At 36.6% G+C, this 19,718-nt stretch carries 14 protein-coding genes; 3 read left to right on the forward strand and 11 right to left on the reverse strand.

Going from position 1 to position 19,718, the window contains the following annotated elements:
* Position 1: 1 nt before the first annotated feature.
* From SBO79_RS05105 to SBO79_RS05115, 3 genes are all read right to left on the reverse strand, one after another.
* Positions 2-850 carry a mechanosensitive ion channel family protein gene (locus SBO79_RS05105; RefSeq protein WP_318642578.1) on the reverse strand — a complete coding sequence of 283 codons (849 nt, stop codon included), beginning with the start codon at positions 848-850 and terminating at the stop codon, positions 2-4.
* A 37-nt stretch (positions 851-887) separates the two neighbouring features.
* Complete coding sequence (locus tag SBO79_RS05110; RefSeq protein ID WP_318642580.1) at positions 888-2,900, reverse strand: thioredoxin domain-containing protein; 2,013 nt, start codon at positions 2,898-2,900, stop codon at positions 888-890.
* A gap of 63 nt (positions 2,901-2,963) precedes the next feature.
* A complete protein-coding gene (locus SBO79_RS05115) occupies positions 2,964-3,863 on the reverse strand; it encodes a NifU family protein (protein ID WP_318642583.1) in 900 nt (299 codons plus the stop codon).
* A 124-nt stretch (positions 3,864-3,987) separates the two neighbouring features.
* Between SBO79_RS05115 and SBO79_RS05120 the strand changes: the two genes are divergently transcribed.
* The 3 genes from SBO79_RS05120 (at position 3,988) to SBO79_RS05130 (ending at position 11,333) form a co-directional block, all read left to right on the forward strand.
* Positions 3,988-9,756 (forward strand): FIDD domain-containing protein, encoded by a 5,769-nt coding sequence (locus SBO79_RS05120; RefSeq protein ID WP_318642585.1) that lies wholly within the window; start codon positions 3,988-3,990, stop codon positions 9,754-9,756.
* 5 nt (positions 9,757-9,761) lie between these two features.
* Complete coding sequence (locus tag SBO79_RS05125; protein WP_318642586.1) at positions 9,762-10,760, forward strand: PorP/SprF family type IX secretion system membrane protein; 999 nt, start codon at positions 9,762-9,764, stop codon at positions 10,758-10,760.
* A 63-nt stretch (positions 10,761-10,823) separates the two neighbouring features.
* Positions 10,824-11,333 (forward strand): gamma carbonic anhydrase family protein, encoded by a 510-nt coding sequence (locus SBO79_RS05130; RefSeq protein ID WP_318642588.1) that lies wholly within the window; start codon positions 10,824-10,826, stop codon positions 11,331-11,333.
* A 4-nt stretch (positions 11,334-11,337) separates the two neighbouring features.
* Here SBO79_RS05130 and murI read toward each other — a convergent pair whose 3' ends face one another.
* The 8 genes from murI to SBO79_RS05170 all read right to left on the reverse strand — a co-directional run bounded on the left by murI (position 11,338) and on the right by SBO79_RS05170 (position 19,614).
* The gene (gene murI / locus SBO79_RS05135; protein WP_318642590.1) at positions 11,338-12,114 is read right to left on the reverse strand and encodes a glutamate racemase; all 777 of its coding nucleotides are present in this window, start codon (positions 12,112-12,114) and stop codon (positions 11,338-11,340) included.
* A 69-nt stretch (positions 12,115-12,183) separates the two neighbouring features.
* Entirely contained in the window at positions 12,184-12,687 is a 504-nt protein-coding gene (locus SBO79_RS05140; protein WP_406600252.1) for an OmpH/Skp family outer membrane protein, read from the reverse strand.
* A gap of 27 nt (positions 12,688-12,714) precedes the next feature.
* Complete coding sequence (locus SBO79_RS05145; protein ID WP_318642592.1) at positions 12,715-13,734, reverse strand: OmpH/Skp family outer membrane protein; 1,020 nt, start codon at positions 13,732-13,734, stop codon at positions 12,715-12,717.
* Between the two features lie 43 nt (positions 13,735-13,777).
* Positions 13,778-16,531: a BamA/OMP85 family outer membrane protein gene (locus tag SBO79_RS05150; protein WP_318642594.1), complete on the reverse strand. Its 2,754-nt coding sequence runs from the start codon at positions 16,529-16,531 to the stop codon at positions 13,778-13,780.
* Positions 16,461-17,147 carry an undecaprenyl pyrophosphate synthase gene (locus tag SBO79_RS05155; protein ID WP_406600256.1) on the reverse strand — a complete coding sequence of 229 codons (687 nt, stop codon included), beginning with the start codon at positions 17,145-17,147 and terminating at the stop codon, positions 16,461-16,463. Before SBO79_RS05155 ends, SBO79_RS05150 begins: the two co-directional genes overlap by 71 nt.
* Positions 17,148-17,208: 61 nt before the next feature.
* On the reverse strand, positions 17,209-17,892 hold the full coding sequence (porG, locus tag SBO79_RS05160; protein ID WP_318642596.1) for a type IX secretion system protein PorG: 684 nt from the start codon (positions 17,890-17,892) through the stop codon (positions 17,209-17,211).
* A gap of 134 nt (positions 17,893-18,026) precedes the next feature.
* On the reverse strand, positions 18,027-18,911 hold the full coding sequence (locus SBO79_RS05165) for an NAD kinase (protein WP_318642597.1): 885 nt from the start codon (positions 18,909-18,911) through the stop codon (positions 18,027-18,029).
* A 43-nt stretch (positions 18,912-18,954) separates the two neighbouring features.
* Positions 18,955-19,614, reverse strand: a complete 660-nt coding sequence (locus SBO79_RS05170) for a CBS domain-containing protein (RefSeq protein WP_318642599.1) — start codon at positions 19,612-19,614, stop codon at positions 18,955-18,957.
* Positions 19,615-19,718: the final 104 nt, after the last annotated feature.

Raw genomic sequence — 19,718 nt, forward strand, 5'->3', positions numbered from 1 at the left:
TTTACTCGGTTATTTTCTTATCCACTCTTTTGCTAAGTTCCTTCACGTAAGGCTGCATTTCGATTCCTTTTTCATCAAATTGTGTTTTGCAGTCTTGCAACACATCAGATACCATTGTCCAAAAATGTTCGCGTTCTGCCCATGGTCTTATTGCCATAATAATGGCAGATTCAGTCATTTCGGATATTACAATTCCGGGTGCTGGATCCTCTAAAACGTGTGGATTACTTTGCAAAATCCCAGCAACTATGTCTTTAACTTCTTGTAAATTAGTGTCATAGGAAACCGATATTTTCAGGTCAGCTCTTCTCGTGTTTTCCAGAGAATAGTTGGTGATTGTTCCGTTTGAAAGCACGCCATTAGGTACAAAAATCGTCTGATTGTTGGTCGTACGAAGTTTGGTATACAAAATTTCAATCTCTTTCACTTCGCCAGAAACACCTTGCGCTTCGATGAAGTCTCCAATTCTAAAAGGTTTAAATAATATAATAAGTACACCACCCGCAAAGTTGGATAAACTCCCTTGAAGTGCTAATCCAATAGCAAGTCCCATCGCTCCTAATATTGCAACAAACGAGGTGCTTTCTACTCCAAGCTTTGATATAAAACTCACAAATAGTAAAATACGCATTGCCCAAAGCAAAATATCGGCGAGAAACTGAGATAGTGTAATGTCGTAATGACGTGCGACCATCAATTTGCGGACAAATCTATTCACAAATCGAATTACATAAAGTCCGACAAATAAAATTAAGAATGCCGAAATAAGTCGTGGACTATAATCGACAATTATAGTTATAAATCTTTCAAAATAGGTATCAACGTTTTGTACAATTACTGGTTCAATCATTTATTATAATTTTTTTTAAGCTTTCGCTAAATTTATTCTAGGCTAAATTTGATATTATTTTGCTAAAATCAGATTTGGGAGCACTACAGGTTTTATTTTGGCAAATGTAGAAAAGATTTTTATTTGGTTGAAATTTTCCTGCCAGAAGTGGAATATCCGAATCACTTTCGGCGAAAGCCATCAAAATATTTGGAATATAAGTCAAATTTAGTTTTTCAGCTTCTACTTTAGAATTGCATCCTATTAATACAACTTCTTTAAAATTGCTGTCATAATTCAAAAATACCTGAAGCCAATTGGAATATGCCGACGGAAAATCAATATTCGCTACTATAGAAAGAGTCATCTTTCTGCTTACTTCTAGGTAGTGGTCGTTGGCGAAATATTTGGCCAAGACCAGCAAATTCTCAGCCATTACCGAGTTACTTGCGGGAATAACATTGTCTTCAACTTCATAATGTGGCGCAATCAATTTCGAATCTCTATCTGATGTAAATCTAAAAAATCCGCTATCGTCATAAAAATGTTCGAAACAAAAATCAGCTAGTTGTTTTGATTTTCGCAACCACTTTTCATCAGAAGTCACTTGGTACAAATCGATAAAGCCTTGTATTACAAAACAATAATCTTCGAGGTATCCGTTGATACTACCTTTTCCATTCTGAAAGGTGTGCATCAAGCTATTGTCTTCGTTATATAGATTTTTAAGAATGAAATTCGCGTTATTTTCAGCAAGTTTAAGATAGTGGCTTTCGCCAAAAGAGCGATAGGCGTCCACATAAGCAGTTAGCATCAATCCATTCCAAGAAGTCAATATTTTGTTGTCCAATCGTGGCCTAGGCCGTTTATTTCGTGTCTGAAGTAAAGTCTTTTCCCACTTTTCTTTCTTAGATTGGAGTTCTTCAATGCTGATACCTTCGGCGAAAGCCAAACTTTCTAAATCATGGGTTTGAATTAAAACATAAGTATCGTGCTCCCAATGGCCAAAGGTATTAATGTTGAAAACCTTGCTAAATAATTTGAAATCATCTCCAATTAAATCAGTCAATTCTGCAATGGTCCAGCTATAAAATGCACCTTCTTCCAGTTTGCCATTTTTGTTGAGACTATCAGCATCAAGCGCGCAGTAAAAACCACCATTTTCTGACAAAAGATTATTTTCTAAAAATTTAAAAGTCTTTTCAATTACTTCTTTATAAAGAGAATTTTTGGTTTTTCGGTAGGCTTGAGCGTATAAAGAGATGAGTTGCGCATTGTCGTAGAGCATCTTTTCAAAATGTGGAATGTGCCATTTTAAATCGACCGAATAGCGAGAAAACCCACCTTCGATTGTGTCAAATAATCCGCCGTAAGCCATTTTGGTCAACGTAAGATTTACAAAATCTAGCAGTTCTTGGTCATTATTTTGATGCGCATATCTCAAAAGAAATTCATAGTTATTGGGCATCATAAATTTCGGGGCTCTGGCATAACCACCAAAATCGAGGTCAAAACTGCGTTTCCATTTTGCAAGTAATGGTGCTAAAACAGACTGAGGAATTTCAGTTTTATCTTCGGCAGTTTTTATAAGACTTATCGATTCAATTCCCTCATGTAATTTCGATGCATAATCGAAAATCTTTTCGGGATTGGTGTGGTATAGTTTGTTTAATTGCTCGAGCGATTCAGTCCATTCTGCTTTTGCAAAATAAGTTCCGCCCCAAATTGGCCTTCCGTCGGGGAGACAGACTACATTAAGTGGCCATCCACCTCGCGAAGTCATAATTTGAACCGCTTTCATATACACGGCATCAATATCTGGCCGTTCTTCGCGATCAATTTTTATATTAATGAAATTTTTGTTCATCGTTTCTGCAACTTCTGAATCTTCAAAACTTTCATGCTCCATCACATGGCACCAATGGCAAGCTGAATAACCTATGCTTACAACAATTAGTTTGTTTTCTTTTTTGGCTTGCGCCAAATGTAGGTCGTTCCAAGGTTTCCAATGAACGGGATTATTGGCGTGTTGGAGTAAATATGGACTACTTTCGTTTGATAATTCATTCATAGCAAAAACTATTTAGATTAATAAAAAAAGCGTCCATTAAGAACGCTTTTTTTGAAATTTCATTTATCCTGCAACAGCTTCGACTTTAATGTCGTTATCATTGAGCATGTCTTTTAGCATGTTTTCGATTCCGCTTTTAAGTGTGAAAGTAGAAGAAGGGCATCCATTACAAGCTCCTTGCATTACTACTTTTACTCTCTTTTCCACTGGATCGTATGATTGAAATAGAATATTTCCACCATCTGCGGCAACCGCTGGCTTTACATACTCTTCAAGGATATTGATAATCTTTTGTGAAGTAGTATCTAATGTATCGAAGTTTGTAATTTGCTGCTTTTGTTGCTCTGGAGTTGCAACGATCAACGCTTCGTCAATTGCTAAGCCGCCATTTTCAAGAAATTCTTTGATAAAAGTTCTAAGTTCCAGAGTGATATCGCTCCACTCATATATGTCATACTTCGTGATAGAAATATAGTTTTCGTGAATGTAAATTTCTTTTACATAAGGAAAATTGAAAAGCACCTTTGCCAAGGGAGACGGAGCAGTGTCATCTATGCTTTTAAAATCTGCCGATGTCTTAGTCAACATGATATTGACTACAAATTTTAACGCTGACGGATTTGGCGTCATTTCGCCGTAGACCGTGATTGCTTTTTTACCAATCGTTGGTGTTTGTACAGCAATAATTTCGCCGCCATTATTTACATAATCTTGAATTTGTTCGGCAACGGCTTCTTGTACATCAATCCATTCAACTATACTATATCTTTCAATCGCTATAAATTTTCCAGAAATGTAAATTGTTTTTACAAACGGAAGGTGAAAAAGTTGTTGTGCTAGGGGAGAGTTTTTCGCGTCGTCAATATTTTTGTATTCGTAATTCCCTTGAGTAACAATAAAATCTGGAAATTCAAATTTAATTATTGTAGGATTTTGGGTCTCTACTATTTTGAGGATTGTCATGATAATTAATTTTTTTTCAAATTTAACAAAGATATTTTACGTGAATAGGTATATTTGGACTTTCTACGAATAATTAACAAAGATTTGTAGTAATTTTAAGTAACAATTTTGACAAATCATTTAAATGAGAAAAGCATTACTTTTATTGTGTTTAATCTTGAGTTTTGGAGCTCACGCACAGCTGGTAGTAACTACAAATCAAACCCCTAATCAACTAGTTCAAGATGTTCTTCTTGGTGCTGGAGTTACGGTTAGCAATGTTAAGTTTAACGGTAGTGCGGCAAACGCAAATTTAATAAGAGATCAAGCTGCTCATTTTAATGACGGAATTGCTGCAAATCTTGGGATAGAAACGGGTGTCGTTTTGTCTACCGGGCAAGCTTCATTTGCAGCCGGTCCTAACGCTGCTTTTCCTGCCAGCTTAGAGTCAACAACAGCAATTGTTGGAGATCCTGATTTGCAAATTCTTGCAGGTAATAGCACTGTGGTTAAATCTGCAGTTTTAGAATTTGATTTTATTCCCACAGGTGAAAACCTGAGCTTCGATTTTGTATTTGGCTCAAAAGAGTATCCTACTTATGCTCCTCCACTTAGCAGCGGATTTAATGATGCTTTTGGATTTTTCTTAAGCGGTCCAGGAATTAATGGTACGTTTTCAAATCAAGCAATAAATATAGCTTTAGTTCCTGGCACAACAAGTTATGTGACTATCAATAATGTTAATCCAGTAACTAACCCTCAGTATTTTATTTCAAATCCGGTTGGTGCGCCAGGTATAAATTACGGTGGTTTTACTGTAATTATTCCTGCACAGGCGCAAGTACAGTGTGGCGCAGTTTATCATATTAAATTAGCAATTGGAAATGTGTCGGATAACGGTTTTGATTCAGCGGTATTTTTGAAGGCAAATAGTTTCTCAACAACACCAATAGATCTTGGTGGTGACTTGACAGTAGCTGCGGGAACTGCTCTTTGCAATGGAGACGAATATGATTTATGTACAGGATTGGATCCAGCTATTCCTCATCAATGGTATCTTAATGATGTTGCGATACCGGGTGCAACAAATCCTTGTTATACAGTACTTGAAAATGGTACTTATAAAGTTGTTGCCCTACCTTATGGTGTTAATTGTCCTGTTATGGCACAAGCAGTTATAGAGGTGCAAGATGCTATCTTGCCTCCTGAAAATGTACCACCCGACTTATTTGAAACTACAACTCTATTTGATTTAACAGAGGTAGAAGCAGATGTTTTTGCAGGTGAAAATGCAGCTAATTTTGATATTTATTATTTCAACTCACAATTTAATGCAGAAAATGGGATTGCAGATATTGCTGATCCTACAAATTATATCGGATTTGATGGGGAAGTGATTTTTCAAAAAGTAGAAAGCTTAGTGACTTCTGGTTGTAATACCATTATGTCCTTTACTCTTCGAATACTTCCTTGCGAGGAGGTTGATAATCCTGCTGACGTTGTAAATTGTGATTCGTATATATTGCCAGCCCTTACTCATGGAAATTATTTTACACAAACCAATGGAGGAGGTACGGCACTTTTTGCAGGTGATGTAATATCTAATACTTCAACATTGTTTGTTTATTTAAACGAGCCTGTTGGATGTGAAGCTGAAGAAAGCTTTACCGTAACGATAAATCCTGTGCCTACCATCACAGATCCAACGCCACTTGAAGTTTGCGATGACAATTACGATGGATTGGCTTCTTTCGATTTAACAATCAAGAATGATGAGATTACAGGTGGAGTTGCAGGACTAACTGTTCAATATTTTGAAACAGATACATCTACTACACCGATTGCCAATGTTACCAACTATGGCATCATCAACGCAAATACCTATACTTTAACGGTGCGAGTTTTTGATCCATTGTCGCCAGAATGTTTTAGTACAACTACATTGGTATTAGTTGTAAATCCAAAACCAGCTATTGCGCCAATTACAGCCTACCAATTATGTGAGACAAGTATTCCTGAAGATGGGATAGAGGCATTTGATTTAAATACAAAAACCGCTGAAATCATCAACGGTCAAGCAAATATTGAAGTTACTTACTACACATCTCAGGCATTAGCGCAAGGTGGAGTTGCCGGTACCGAAATAAGTACAGCGGCTCCTTACAACAGTGCGTCTGCGCAAATCTGGGTGCGACTAGAAAATACCGTAAGCGGATGTTTTGCCGTAACTTCTTTCAATCTAGTAGTCAATGCACGTCCTATTGCCAATGAGCCAGCAGCAATGAATGGTTGTAGCAATGGAATAGTGAACACTGCTTCCTTTAATTTAAATCTAAACAATCCGCAAGTGAATGGTGCAACAGGTATCGTTATAACGTATCACTTAACTCTTGCCGATGCCATCGCTGATGTTGATGCGCTGCCAACTCCTTATGTGAGCGGACCAGCAATTGTATTCATTAGAGTAGAAAATACTGCAACAGGATGTTTTAATACCACTCAAGTACAGCTTAATGTAACCCAAGGGCCAACGGCAAATACGCCAACACCTCTTGAAGTGTGTGATCCAAATAGCGATGGTTGGAGCACATTTAATTTAGCCGATGCAAATGAAGAAATTAGTGGAGGTCCAGTGCCTGCAGGTGTTACTATCACCTACCATGAAACTCTAACTGATGCAGAATTTGGCGAAAATGCGTTGCCTTCAATTTATGATAACAACGTTCCGTACCTTCAAACAATTTGGGTCAATGTCTCTTTTGCACTTACAGGTTGTTCGAATATTGTAGAGCTTCAATTGATTGTGAATAATACCCCGGTTGCCACCGAAATTCCAGCTTTGGAAGTTTGTGACGACAACGCCGATGGTAGTGCTGCTTTTGATCTGACTACTGCAATCGCCGGAATTTTAAATACTATAGACCCTACAACTCACACCGTTTCTTTCTATCCTACACAAGCAAATGCGACTGCAGGAACGGCCGAAATTGTGAATGTAACTTCATATAATTCTACTACTCAAACTATTTGGGTACGAGTAGAGAATAATGATACTGGATGTTTTGACGTTATTTCGTTGGATTTGGTTGTCAATGCACTGCCACTTGTAGCAGCTCCAATTCCTGCTTACACCCTTTGTGATGTAAACAATCCTGGAGATCAAACAGAAGAATTTGATTTGCAATCAACTATTCCGATGATCCTAAACGGTCAAGACGGAATGGAAGTAACTTTTTACTTTGACCAAGCAAATGCCGAGGCACAAACCAATGCGCTTCCGTTTTTATACACCAACATAAGCAACGCTCAAACTATTTGGGTTACTGTAAAGAATCTTGCTACTGGATGTTTTGTAACAAGCCGCATGGATCTTCGTGTAGTGCCACTACCAGTTTTATACCCACCAACAGGACCTGTTGTAGAGTGTGATCAAGATGGAAATGGTTTTGCGATATTTGATCTAGATGCGCTTGTTGCCGATTTATTACAAGGAGAACCAAACACCGATGTGACGTTCCACCTTACCGAGCAAGATGCAATAACAGGAACTACTGCTCAGACAAGTCCGTTTGAAAATACCACTGCCTTCATAGATTTTATTTGGGTACGTGCAGAAAACACGCTAACCGGATGTTTCAGCATTCTAGCAATCGAACTAAATGTAACAGCAGCGCCAAAAATTCCAGCACTTGATCCAATTGTAAAATGTGATGAGGATAGCAACAATCAAAATGGTTTTACCACTTTTGACTTGACTGTTCAAACCCCAATTATCGTGGATGCACAAACAGGAGCAGGACCTTATACTGTAACTTATTATACATCTGAGGCTGCAGCCAATGCTGGAGTAGCACCAATTATTCAAGACACATTTTATACAAATAATGCAAATCCACAAACAATTTGGGTTCGAATAGATGATGATAATAGTGATTGTTTTGCAGTGAAGAGTTTTGAAATTAGTGTCAACTTACCAATCTTGCTTACACGTCCAACGCCATTATCACTTTGTGATGACGGCCCAACGACCACTTTGCCACAGACGGTTTTTGACCTAACGATAAAAAATGAAGAAATCGTAGGAACAGCTGTAGGATACAGCATTGTATACTTCCCAAGTTGGGCAGATGCACAAGCTGGTACAAATGCTATTACAGATCCAACCGCATACACCAATATTGCCAATGCACAAACACTTGGCGTGATGGTAACCTCTGCAGACGGATGTGTGAGCTATACTACTATGGATATTCGCGTATTGCCATTGCCAACTCCACGTACAGATTTAGCTGGATTGGATATCGAAGGTTGTGAAGATACATTAGGTAGCGAAGAAGGAGTCTTTGATTTAACTCAAAATGAAGAGTATATCGCAGACGAAGATCCAAACCTGATATTCGAATATTATTTATCCGAGCAAGATGCTATTGATGGCGTAAATGCTATTGCCGATCCGACAAATTATGTAGGTCCAGCAACAACAATCTGGATCAAAGTAATGAACGCATCGGTTAATTATTTGGGAGACAACTGTTATGTAATTATTCAGCAGAATATTGTTGTGAATGGACTTCCAGTGTTAAACGATCCTACCGAATACAAATACTGTGATATCGGAGCAACCGGAACGGCAGAGTTTACATTAAACGCTCACAACGACGAAGTACTTGAAGAAGGTCAAGACCTTGCAGATTTCACATTTGCATACTACTTAAACCAAGCAGATGCCGAAGCAGGAATCAATGAGTTGCCAAACCTTTATACTAATATTACCAATCCTCAGGATATAGTGGTAGCCGTTACTCATGGAGCTACGAGTTGTAAATCTTATGCAGTAGTAACATTAGTAGTTGCCGAAGGTGCCGTATCAACTACACCAACAGCTTATGCAACTTGTGATACAGATGCAGATGGAATTTTGATTATCGATTTAGAAACATTGTTTAGCACCGAAATATTAGGAGCTCAAGTAGCGCCAGAATTCACAGTTTCGTACTACCCAACTCTAGAAGATGCTCAAGACGGAACCAATGCAATTGATCCAGCAACAGCTTATTCAGCAAGTACAGGAATCTTATTTGCAGCAGTAAATAATACAACTACAGGATGTAGATCACTTCCGGTAGAGGTAGCTATTACAATCGAAGCGCTTCCAAATCCAGTAATTACTTCAGACAATCCAGCATTATGTGTTGACTTTGTAACCGGAGTATTAAACAGCGGGATGACTTTGGATAGCAACCTTGATCCAGCACTTTATACATTTGAATGGTCACTTGATGGCGTTGTCATTGCAGGAGCAGTAGACGCTACTTATAGCATCACAACTGTTACACCAGGAGTTTACTCAGTAGTAGCAACAAGTGTAAGTGCATTAGGATGTCCATCAGCGGCAGCAAGTTTTACAGTAATTAAATCAGGTCCAGCTGTTGCAGTTGGAGAAGGCTTTACAGTAAGCAATGCGTTCACTGACAATCAGACCTTAACCGTTACGGTAGAAGGATTTGGAGACTATGTATATTCATTAGACAATGGTCCATTCTTAGACAATGACGGCATCTTCCTAAACATCACGCCGGGACTACACACAGTAGTGGTTCGTGATCTAAATTCATGTGAAGATGACTTAGTGTTGGAAGTATTTGCCATTAATTATCCACACTTCTTTACACCAAATGGAGATGGATTTAACGACACTTGGAATATTCCAACCTTAGCTAGTGATCTAAGCGCAAAAATTTATATATTTGATCGCTACGGAAAACTAATCAAACAAATCAGTCCAAGTGGCGAAGGATGGAACGGAACTTTCAACGGAAAAGAACTTCCATCATCAGATTACTGGTTTACAGTATTCTACTTAGAAAACGGAACAAACAAGGAATTTAAAGCCCATTTCTCATTAAAACGATAAGCCCCATGAATTTTAAAAAGAGGTATCTAGTATTACTATTATTATTGTCACAGTTGTCATTTTCTCAGGAAGGCATAGCTGTCTATTCAGATTATCTAACAGATAATTATTATTTAATCCATCCTTCGATGGCAGGCGCAGCAAATTGTGCAAAAATTAGAGGAACCGCAAGACAGCAATGGTTTGGTACAGATGATGCTCCAGCATTGCAGACACTAAGTTTTAATGGAAGATTAGGAGAGCGTTCGGGTGTAGGGGTTATCTTATTTAATGACAGAAACGGTTACCATTCACAGAAAGGTGCCAAGATTACTTACGCACATCATATTATGTTTTCGCGCGATATGGTCGATTTGAATCAACTGTCTTTTGGTATGAGCGCAGGTCTTGTACAAAGTCAACTAGATGAAACAGAATTTCTAGCGTCAGGTCAGTACGATCCTAATGTCGATGGAACTATAGTTCAAAAAGATTCTTATTTCAATGTAGATGTAGGTGCATCTTATAATTACCTTGACTTTTATGCACATGTAACTGTAAAGAATGTTCTTGCTAATAAGAGAGAACTATACAGCGATATCGAAAGTGATAATCTGAGAAAATTCCTAGTTAGTGCAGGGTATGTATTTGGTACTTCAGAAACATTAACTTTTGAGCCATCCGTGCTTTTTCAAGCAGTAAGTGAGACCGAAGAGAAATCTATTGATTTAAACATGAAAGTTTACAAAGAACTAAATTTTGGAAAACTGTGGGGTGGAGTATCTTACAGAAGAAGTTTAGATGGTGCTCAGTTTGTAGATGGTAATGGTATATCAGATCAGAAGCTTCAGTATATAACGCCAATTATTGGTGTTAACTACAAAAACTTCATGTTTGCTTACACCTATTCAGCACTTCTTGGAAATGTGAAGTTTGATAATGGTGGATTTCATCAAATTACTATTGGTATTGATTTATTCTGCCAGCAAGACAAATACGACTGTCATTGTCCAGCTATTAATTAAGTTTTTTATTTTTTATAACAAAGTCCCGAACTTAATTGCTCGGGATTTCTTATTTTATATCATATGGTAATCAAATCAATTAAAGGGAAAAGTCCAAATATACCGGAGGACTGTTTTATCGCGGAGAATGCGACAATTATTGGAGATGTCAGTTTTGGAAAGGAGTGCAGCGTGTGGTACAATGCAGTAGTTAGGGGCGACGTTAATTCAATAACTATAGGTAATAAGGTAAATATACAGGACGGAGCAGTTATTCACTGTACCTATCAAAAACACGCCACAGTGATAGGTAATAATGTTTCTATCGGTCACAATGCAATTGTTCATGGTTGCGTTGTTCACGACAACGTTTTGATAGGAATGGGCGCAATTGTAATGGATAATTGTGTGATTGAATCAAACTCAATAATTGCTGCTGGGGCGGTAGTTACCCAAAATACAATCGTTGAAGCAGGAAGTATATATGCAGGAGTACCAGCAGTGAAGGTAAAGGATATCGATAAGTCGGCATTTGCGGGCGAAATTGAGCGCATTGCTAATAACTATCTAATGTATTCTAGCTGGCAGAAATAGTAGCTTAAAAGTCTTTAAAATGAATATTGCTATTGTCTCCGAGAAGTTGTCTCATTACGGTACTATCTGAATTTGTAAAGAATGTAGCTTTACCGCCTAGTTCGCTTTTGAGGCCATCTAGTTGCGTTAATAATTTTTGAGTTTGTCTCGCAACAGCAGCACCAGAATCAATGATTGTGACTGTTGCGGGAACAATTTTCTTAATCTGATTGATAAGAAAAGGGTAGTGGGTACATCCTAAAACGAGATAATCAATATTGTGAGCAATCATCGGCTGAAGATATACCTCAAGTAATGTTGTCATTTCTGCGGATTCTAAATCACCTCTTTCTATGAGACTGACCAATCCGTGACCTACTTGTTCAATTATTTTTGTGTTTTTATATTCGGCAACCCTGTTGGCAAATAACTCACTACTCAAGGTTCCTTGCGTTGCAAGAATACCGATGACTTTCGTTGTCGAATTATTTACTGCGGGCTTTAATGCGGGTTCAATACCAATGAAAGGTATATCGTATCTGATGCGTAATTCTTTGATAGCGTTAGTTGTAGCGGTGTTACAAGCCACAACTATTATTTTGCAACCCATCTGTATAAGAAGTTCGGTATTTTTAAAGCTAAGCTCAATAATTTCGTGTTTTCTTTTCTGACCGTATGGAGCATTTTTGCTGTCGGCAAGGTAAATAGTATCTTCCATCGGAAGTAATCGAACGAGATCCTTCCAAATAGAAAGTCCGCCGACACCCGAATCGAAAAGGCCGATTGGTTGATTTTTAATCATAGAAACAAATGTAAAAAAAAACTGTCCAATATAATTGAACAGTTTAAGTATTATTGAATGGGCATTCTACTAGAATCCTAAATCTTTTTTTACGTCTGCAGTGATGTTTGGACCATCTGCAAGAAGTAGTTCAGAACCATTAAGAACATATTGATATCCTTTAGCTTTTCCAACTTTTTGAATAGAAGCTCTCACTTTATCGATAATTGGTTTTGTAATATCTTGTTCTTTTGTCTGAAGTTCTTTTTGAGCATTGTCACGGTAATCAACAATTCGCTTTTGCATATCTTGCACTTCTCTTGCGCGTTCCTCATTCACTTTATCAGTTTGAGTTGTTGCTTCTTGATCGTATTTTTTGATCTTAGCTTGATACTCCTCCAACATTACTTTGTACTCTGCGTCGTAAGTTTCACCTAATTTGTCTAGTTGTTTTTTTGCATCTAGCATTGCAGGCATCTTAGTCATAATTTCACTAACGTCAACGTGAGCAGTTTTTGCTTGTGCTGATACTGATTGACTTGCGCCTAGGATAAAAACGGCCGCTATTAGTAAAGATTTAATTTGTTTCATCATGTTTAAAAAGTATTAGTAAATTATTGTTTATTTATTTTTCAGTTTTTCGTCTCTCAATCTCTTGGCCTCTTCTCGGTCTTTCAATATTTTTGCTTTACGATCTTCTAAAGCTTGTTTTCTTTCCTCAAGAATTCGGGCTCTTTCTATAGCTGCAGCAGCTCTTGGATCTGCGACTTCTTCTTTGTTATCCACTTGCTCTTCTGCTGGAATGACAGAGTTGTCTTTTGGAGCCTTTGTTTTTCCCTCATCACTTGCAGTGTTAGAGGTTTCCGGTTTGTCTCCTTCAATATATGTGCCATTCTTTTTTGCTTCGCGCTCTTCCAACAGTCTAGCACGTTTTTCGTCGTACAATCTTTTCTTTTCTGCAGCAGCTTCTTTTCGATCTTGAATCAACTTTTCTCTAGCAGTTTTTCTTTCATCCAAGATTTTTTGTCTTTCGGCAAGGGCAGGATTGTCATCAACCATATCTTCCTTAGCTTCTTTTGCCTCTTCTTCTTTTAACTGCTTCTTAGTTAACTGACTTCTCTTTGATGCTCTGGTAATCGAGCGAACAATTTGATCGCTAATATCATGGCGCTTTGCAGCAAATAGTATCGTGAGATCTGACGATTTATCAAAGATAAAATCATACTTTTTAGCCTCTGATATATCTTGAACCGCGGTAAAAACTTGATCTTGAATTGGTTTAACCAAAACAGATTTCTGAATAATCATATCGCCATTTGGTCCAAACCTCTTATTTTGATAATCTAATAGCGTAGTTTCTTGAAATCGAATTTCCTCTTCTCTTTCTTCAACTAATTCCTTAGTAAGAAGAACTTTTTCTGAGTTAAGAGATGATTTCAATTTAGAAATTTCATTTTTCTTAACTTCAATTTCCTGCTTCCATCTAAGTGCTTTTTCTTCAAGCTGGTTTTTAGCATCGGTATACTCTGGAACATTTTCTAAAATGTATTCCATATCTATATAGCCAATTTTTACTCCACGAGTTTGTGCTTCTGCAGATCCGGCAACAATTAGAAGCAATAAAATTAAATGTTTCTTCATAACTTATCTGTATTTAAGAAAATATCGTGCCAATATTGTTTAATTAAAACTGTTGGCCAATTATAAAATGCGTTTCCCAACCATGGGCCTTATTCATTCCTTCTATTGGAAGTGAATCAAAACCATATCCAAAGTCGATTCCTAATAATCCAAAAGCGGGCATGTGAACTCGTAATCCTACACCAGCTGATCTTTGTAATTTAAACGGATTGTACTGTTTAAAATTGTCAAAGGCAGCTCCTCCTTCAAGAAATGTAAGTGCATAGATTGAAGCAGCTCCCGAAAGAGTAATTGGATATCTTAATTCTAACGAAAACTTATTATAGATCGTTGCACCATTTTGAGCTCCTTTGTCGTCAAGAGGTGTCAAAGATTGATTTGGATATCCACGCATTCCAATAACCTCACGTCCGTCAAGGGCATAATTTGCTAATCCATCTCCACCAACGAAAAATCTTTCGAAAGGTACCAATCCTCTATCTTTATTATAAGACCCTAAGAATCCAAATTCACCTAAAGAACGAAGTACTAATTTATCATAAATTCTCGTATACCAATCAGCTTTGAATTTTATTTTGTAATATTCTAACCAGTTAAATTTCTGTTGATCTACTTTTGACTGATCAGCACTTGCATCTGCTGGGTTATCTACTTTCTCGAAAACGCCAGATCCAGATGATGTTTCTCTAATGTAATCACCTTCCTGTACAATATAACCTGTGCTAGAAGTTGGAACATTTAGTCCTTTATTGGCTGAGTATTGTAACTTATTTTCAATTTTATCACCCAATTTCGCATAATCTACACCGTTTAATAACGAGTACGGTGGTGTGAGTTTTGCCGAAACACTAATATCTGAACCGTAGGTTGGAAATATTGGATTTGAACCTTTATTACTTCTACTCAATCCTACAGTGTAAGCAAAGTTTCTTGATGTACCATTACCAAAAGTAAATAATCCAGTGTTGTAATTATTCAAATCGTAGTATTGGAAACTAAGTGAGTTTGAAAAAACAAACGAGTCATCAGGAGATGTTAATCTTTTGGCAAGTCCAATTGACATACTTAAAATATTAAAACTTTTATCACGATCTACTGAGCGCGTTTGATAATTATTTAAATACTGTTTACTATAAGAAAAAGAGGTGCTGAAGCTTACCGGTTTTTCGCCACCAAACCATGGCTCAGAAAATGAAAGACTATATGTTTGAAAATAAGAACTTCCTTGTAATCTTAAAGCAACTTTTTGACCGTCACCCATTGGTAAAGGTCTATATGCTTCTGCGTTAAATAAATTTCGAACAGAAAAATTATTAAATGAAAGTCCTAAGGTACCGATGAAACCACCTCCACCGTAACCACCTTGTAACTCTACCTGACTTGCGCCTTTTTCAACCAATTGCCACTCAACATCAACTGTACCAGCATTTGCATCAACGTTATGTAATCGTGGATTGATTTTTTCTGGATCAAAGAAACCAAGAGCACCAATCTCACGGTACGTTCTAACAAGATCCTCTTTGCTGTAGCGCTGTCCAGGACGAGTACGCAGTTCGCGATAGATAACTCGGTCATTTGTTTTGTCATTTCCAACAACAGATATATTATTAAAATATGCTATAGGACCTTCTACAACCCTAATTTCAAAATTAATGGTGTCATTGGCAGTACCAACTTCAACAGCATTGATATTAGACCATAAATAACCATTGTTTTGATAAAGGTTAGTAATGTCATCACCATCAGGTTTAGAATTATCTGCAATACGCTTTTGCAATAGAACGCCGTTGTATACATCGCCTCTTTCTATTCCAAGCATTTTGCTTAAGCCTTGATCCGTATAAATTGTATTTCCAAGAAATTTAATATCTCCAAAGTAATACTTATTACCTTCTTCAAGTTTTATATTTACCGAAAGGTCATTGGTTTTTTGATTAAAAAATACTGTGTCCGAAATAATACGAGCATCTCTATATCCCTTCTCTTTATATTTGTCCATCACTTTGACAAGATCTTCTTTATACTTGTCTTTTATGTATTTTGATGATTTCCAAACTCTAAAGAAGTTTTTCTGCTTGGTGTTTTTCATTGCTTTACGCAATTTGGCATCCGTAAATTTTTCATTTCCTTCAAAATTGATGTTGCGAATTTTGAGTTTATCACCTTTATCAACTTTTACCAACATCTTTACAGTATTGGACGAGTCTGCAGTAGTGTTAATCGTTACTTTAGTATTAAAGTAGCCGTCTTTCTTGTATTTTTTCTCGATGAAATTTTTGCTAGTTGTAATTAAATTTTCGTTAACTACCTTACCTTTAGTCAGACTATTGTCCTTGATAAGTGCCTCAGTTTTATTTTTCTTAACACCTACAAATTTTACTTCGCTCAATTTGGGAAGTTCATTTATATTTAATTCTAAATAAATACTGTCGCCTTCTACTTTGGAAACGTAGAAGTCAATTTCGCTAAAAAGGCCTAGTTTTCCTAGCTTCTTTATTGCTGAACTTATTTCCTCACCTGGAACGGTAAGTGATTGGCCTTTCTGTAATCCTGCAAAAGTAACAATCGTTTGCTGATTATAAGTAACGTTACCTGTTACATCTATGTTGGCAAGAACGTATTTTGTACCATCTCCAAACGCTGGATTTTGCTGAGCTTTTGCTTGAAAAATACCCCCGAAAATTAATACTCCCAAGAATATTTTTTGAATTTTATTCAACACTAAATTATAATTTAATTTGTTCACTAATCTTTCCAAATCTTCTTTCTCGTTTTTGATAATCTGCAATAGCTTCATATAAATGATGTTCTCTAAAATCTGGCCATAAAACATCTGTAAAGTAAAGCTCTGCATAGGCAATCTGCCACAACAGAAAGTTGCTTATTCTGGTTTCGCCGCTAGTCCTAATAAGGAGATCAACGTCGGGTAAATTTTGCGTGTAAAGATGCTGATTTATAATTACCTCATCAATATCGTCTGTTGAAATTATATTATTTTTAACTTTGTCACTTATCGCTTTTACCGCCTGTACAATCTCCTCTCGTGATCCATAACTAAGGGCTAAAGTGAGAGTCATTCTGCTATTAGTTTTGGTTTTTTCGATGACCTCTAAAAGCTGTTTTTGTGCAGAAGATGGTAGTTTGTCGATATTGCCTATGCAATTTAATTTGATATTGTTTTCTTGAAGTGTTTTAATCTCTTTTTTTAATGAGCTTATTAAAAGTTTCATCAATGTCTGCACTTCAAGTTTTGGTCTATTCCAATTTTCTGTAGAAAACGCATAAAGTGTGAGCGCTTCAATTCCTAATTTAGCGCAAGCTTCAACCGTAATTCTTACAGATTTTGTACCATTTTCATGCCCTATAGTGCGCAAAAAGCCCTGCTGTTTTGCCCAACGACCATTGCCATCCATTATAATGGCGAGATGTTTAGGTAGGGCATCTCTGTTTAAGCTATCTTCTAGAATTATTTCATTAGTCTGCACAGTAACACGGTTTTTCTCCAAAGGTGTAAGTCAGGGTGAATCCTGAGAAAATATACCAATCGTTGTTATTAATATTTCCAAATCGAGATGCGTCCAAATTGTTATTTTTAGGATTACTACCATCGAGATTGTCTGTAAAACTGTAGCGAGCTCCAACTTCAAAACCTAAAACAAAATTGGTTAGAATATTAGTCTTCACACCGACAGTCATCGGAATTGCTAAGGTAGATTTATTAGAATCCTCCCTTGTTTCGCCATTTAAAAAATACAATTCGTCATAAAAGCTATATGAAAATCCAGAATAAATGTAAGGAGTTATTTTAGTCTCAAGCTCGTGTAGATTAAAATCAAAAAAGTTAAACTCTAAACCTGCTGAAATTTCTTTTACACTATTCTTAAATTGATAGCCTCGCTGTATGCGACTAGTTTCGTCAGAATCTGCATCATTTCCTTGAATACTTGATTGAGTATAGGAAATTCGGTAGGAGTGGCGAGGACTTCTGTTCCATTTGTATAAAATTCCAAGCGCCAATTTATTAGGATTTATATATTGTGTCTCCCCAACATCTCCTACATAATTACTGCCACCACCAAAAATGCCTATCTCATGAATTTGCGCTTGCGCGAAATTTAGACTCAATACCAACGTAATAATAGAAAATATTCGATTCATTCAATTTAAAATAGCGTGCAAATATAATAATTATGGCTACTAATTAGCACTTATCGCCTATTATATTTACACAATGGATATACCTAAAACAAAACGAATTAATACAAATGATAGTATGATTGGGCCAAAATTCTTTAATTGCGCTTGTCTTCACCCCATAATAGTTTCGTTCTAAGTCGTTTTAAAAAGGACTCTTCGGGTATTTCAACCATATTTATCTTGAAAGGAGTTTTTGTTATCGTAAGTACTGATTCATTTTTTACAGAAAATGTTCTAGAATCGAGGGATACTAAAAATTGATCTTCTCTGCCAGTAACTCGCAATCGTATTTCGGTATCATCGGGAATCACCAATGGTCTAGCGGTCAAATTATGAGGAGCAATTGGGGTAAGTACAAGACTGCTTACAGCTGGTGTAAGCACAGGCCCGCCACAACTAAGGGAATATCCGGTAGAGCCAGTTGGTGTTGACATAATAAGGCCATCAGCCCAATATGAGCTAAGATATTCACCGTTTAGAAATGTTTCGATTGTTATCATCGAAGTGGTATCCTTTCTGTTGACTGTAACATCATTCATCGCAAAATTTAGTTCTCCGATGGATTCCACATCAGGTTCACATTTTAAACTTAGTAGTGTTCGCGCAGAAGTAGTGTACTTTTCTTCGATAATAAACTGAAGAAATTCGTGAATATTATCTTTTTGTACTGTAGCAAGAAAACCAAGACGTCCCGCATTAATTCCCAATACTGGAATTCCAGAATCACGCACTAAGGTAGCAGCGCGCAATATAGTACCATCTCCACCAATACTGATAAATAAGTCGAAGCTACTATCTAGATCTTTATAGCTAGAAAACGTGGTATACGGTCTTGAGGCTAGCTCCTTTTCGTAAATCTTTGCTAAGAAAGATTCTTCAATGATCATCTCAATCTTTTTTTCATTAAAAAAACTGAGAATGTCCCTAATAATGGGTCTTGTGCTTTCCTGATAATATTGGCCATAAATTGCAACTTTCATAGATAGGGAGTGCGTATATTAAATTTTATTATATAATGCTTTTCTAGATGTTTAAATACCTCTTTAAGTAATCAGATCGATCTTTTAAATCGGCAAGGTAATAATCTTCATAATGCTCAGAAATAATTTGATAATTGTATCTTCGAAAAGTTTGAATTATTTCATTAATACTTCCCGAGGATATTTTAATAGAAATTTGGACGGTCGAATTAGTATCGCTAGATATAAAACTTCCTAAAACTTTGCCGTTATTGCTTTCAACTATCTGCACTACTTGACTCATGCTATAATCTAAAATATCTTTCTCAACAATTAGTGTAGTTCCTTTTTCGGAGAGGAAAGGAGTTTCGTTGAAAACTCGAATAATATCCTGAACTTCATAATAACCAATATACCTATTATTTACGTCAAGTATAGGAACAATGTCCGTTTGATGTCGGGCAAAAATTTCTAATAAATCTAATAATCCAATTTCTGCTCGAGCGAAAAAATTTTCGAAAGTGTATTTATACTGATTGATATTTTTGTCAAAAGTAAAAGTTTCGGCGTCATTCTGAGACAAATTCCCCATGAATTCTTCTTGATCTAATACTGGAAAATGAGACAAATGAGTTTCATTAAAAAAATCTTGAACAACATCTGCTCGTTCGGAGCTTTGTAGTGCCTTATAGTCATTGCGAATCATATCAATAACTGTAGTCATAAGAAGTTGGCTTTAAATTATTGCAAAATAATCAAAAATTAGTTGGTACCGACCTTAGTTTGTATTTTTGTAGGTATAACTTAAATTTATACAAATATATAGAT

The organism is Flavobacterium ardleyense (genome assembly GCF_033547075.1).
Lineage (GTDB): Bacteria > Bacteroidota > Bacteroidia > Flavobacteriales > Flavobacteriaceae > Flavobacterium > Flavobacterium ardleyense_A.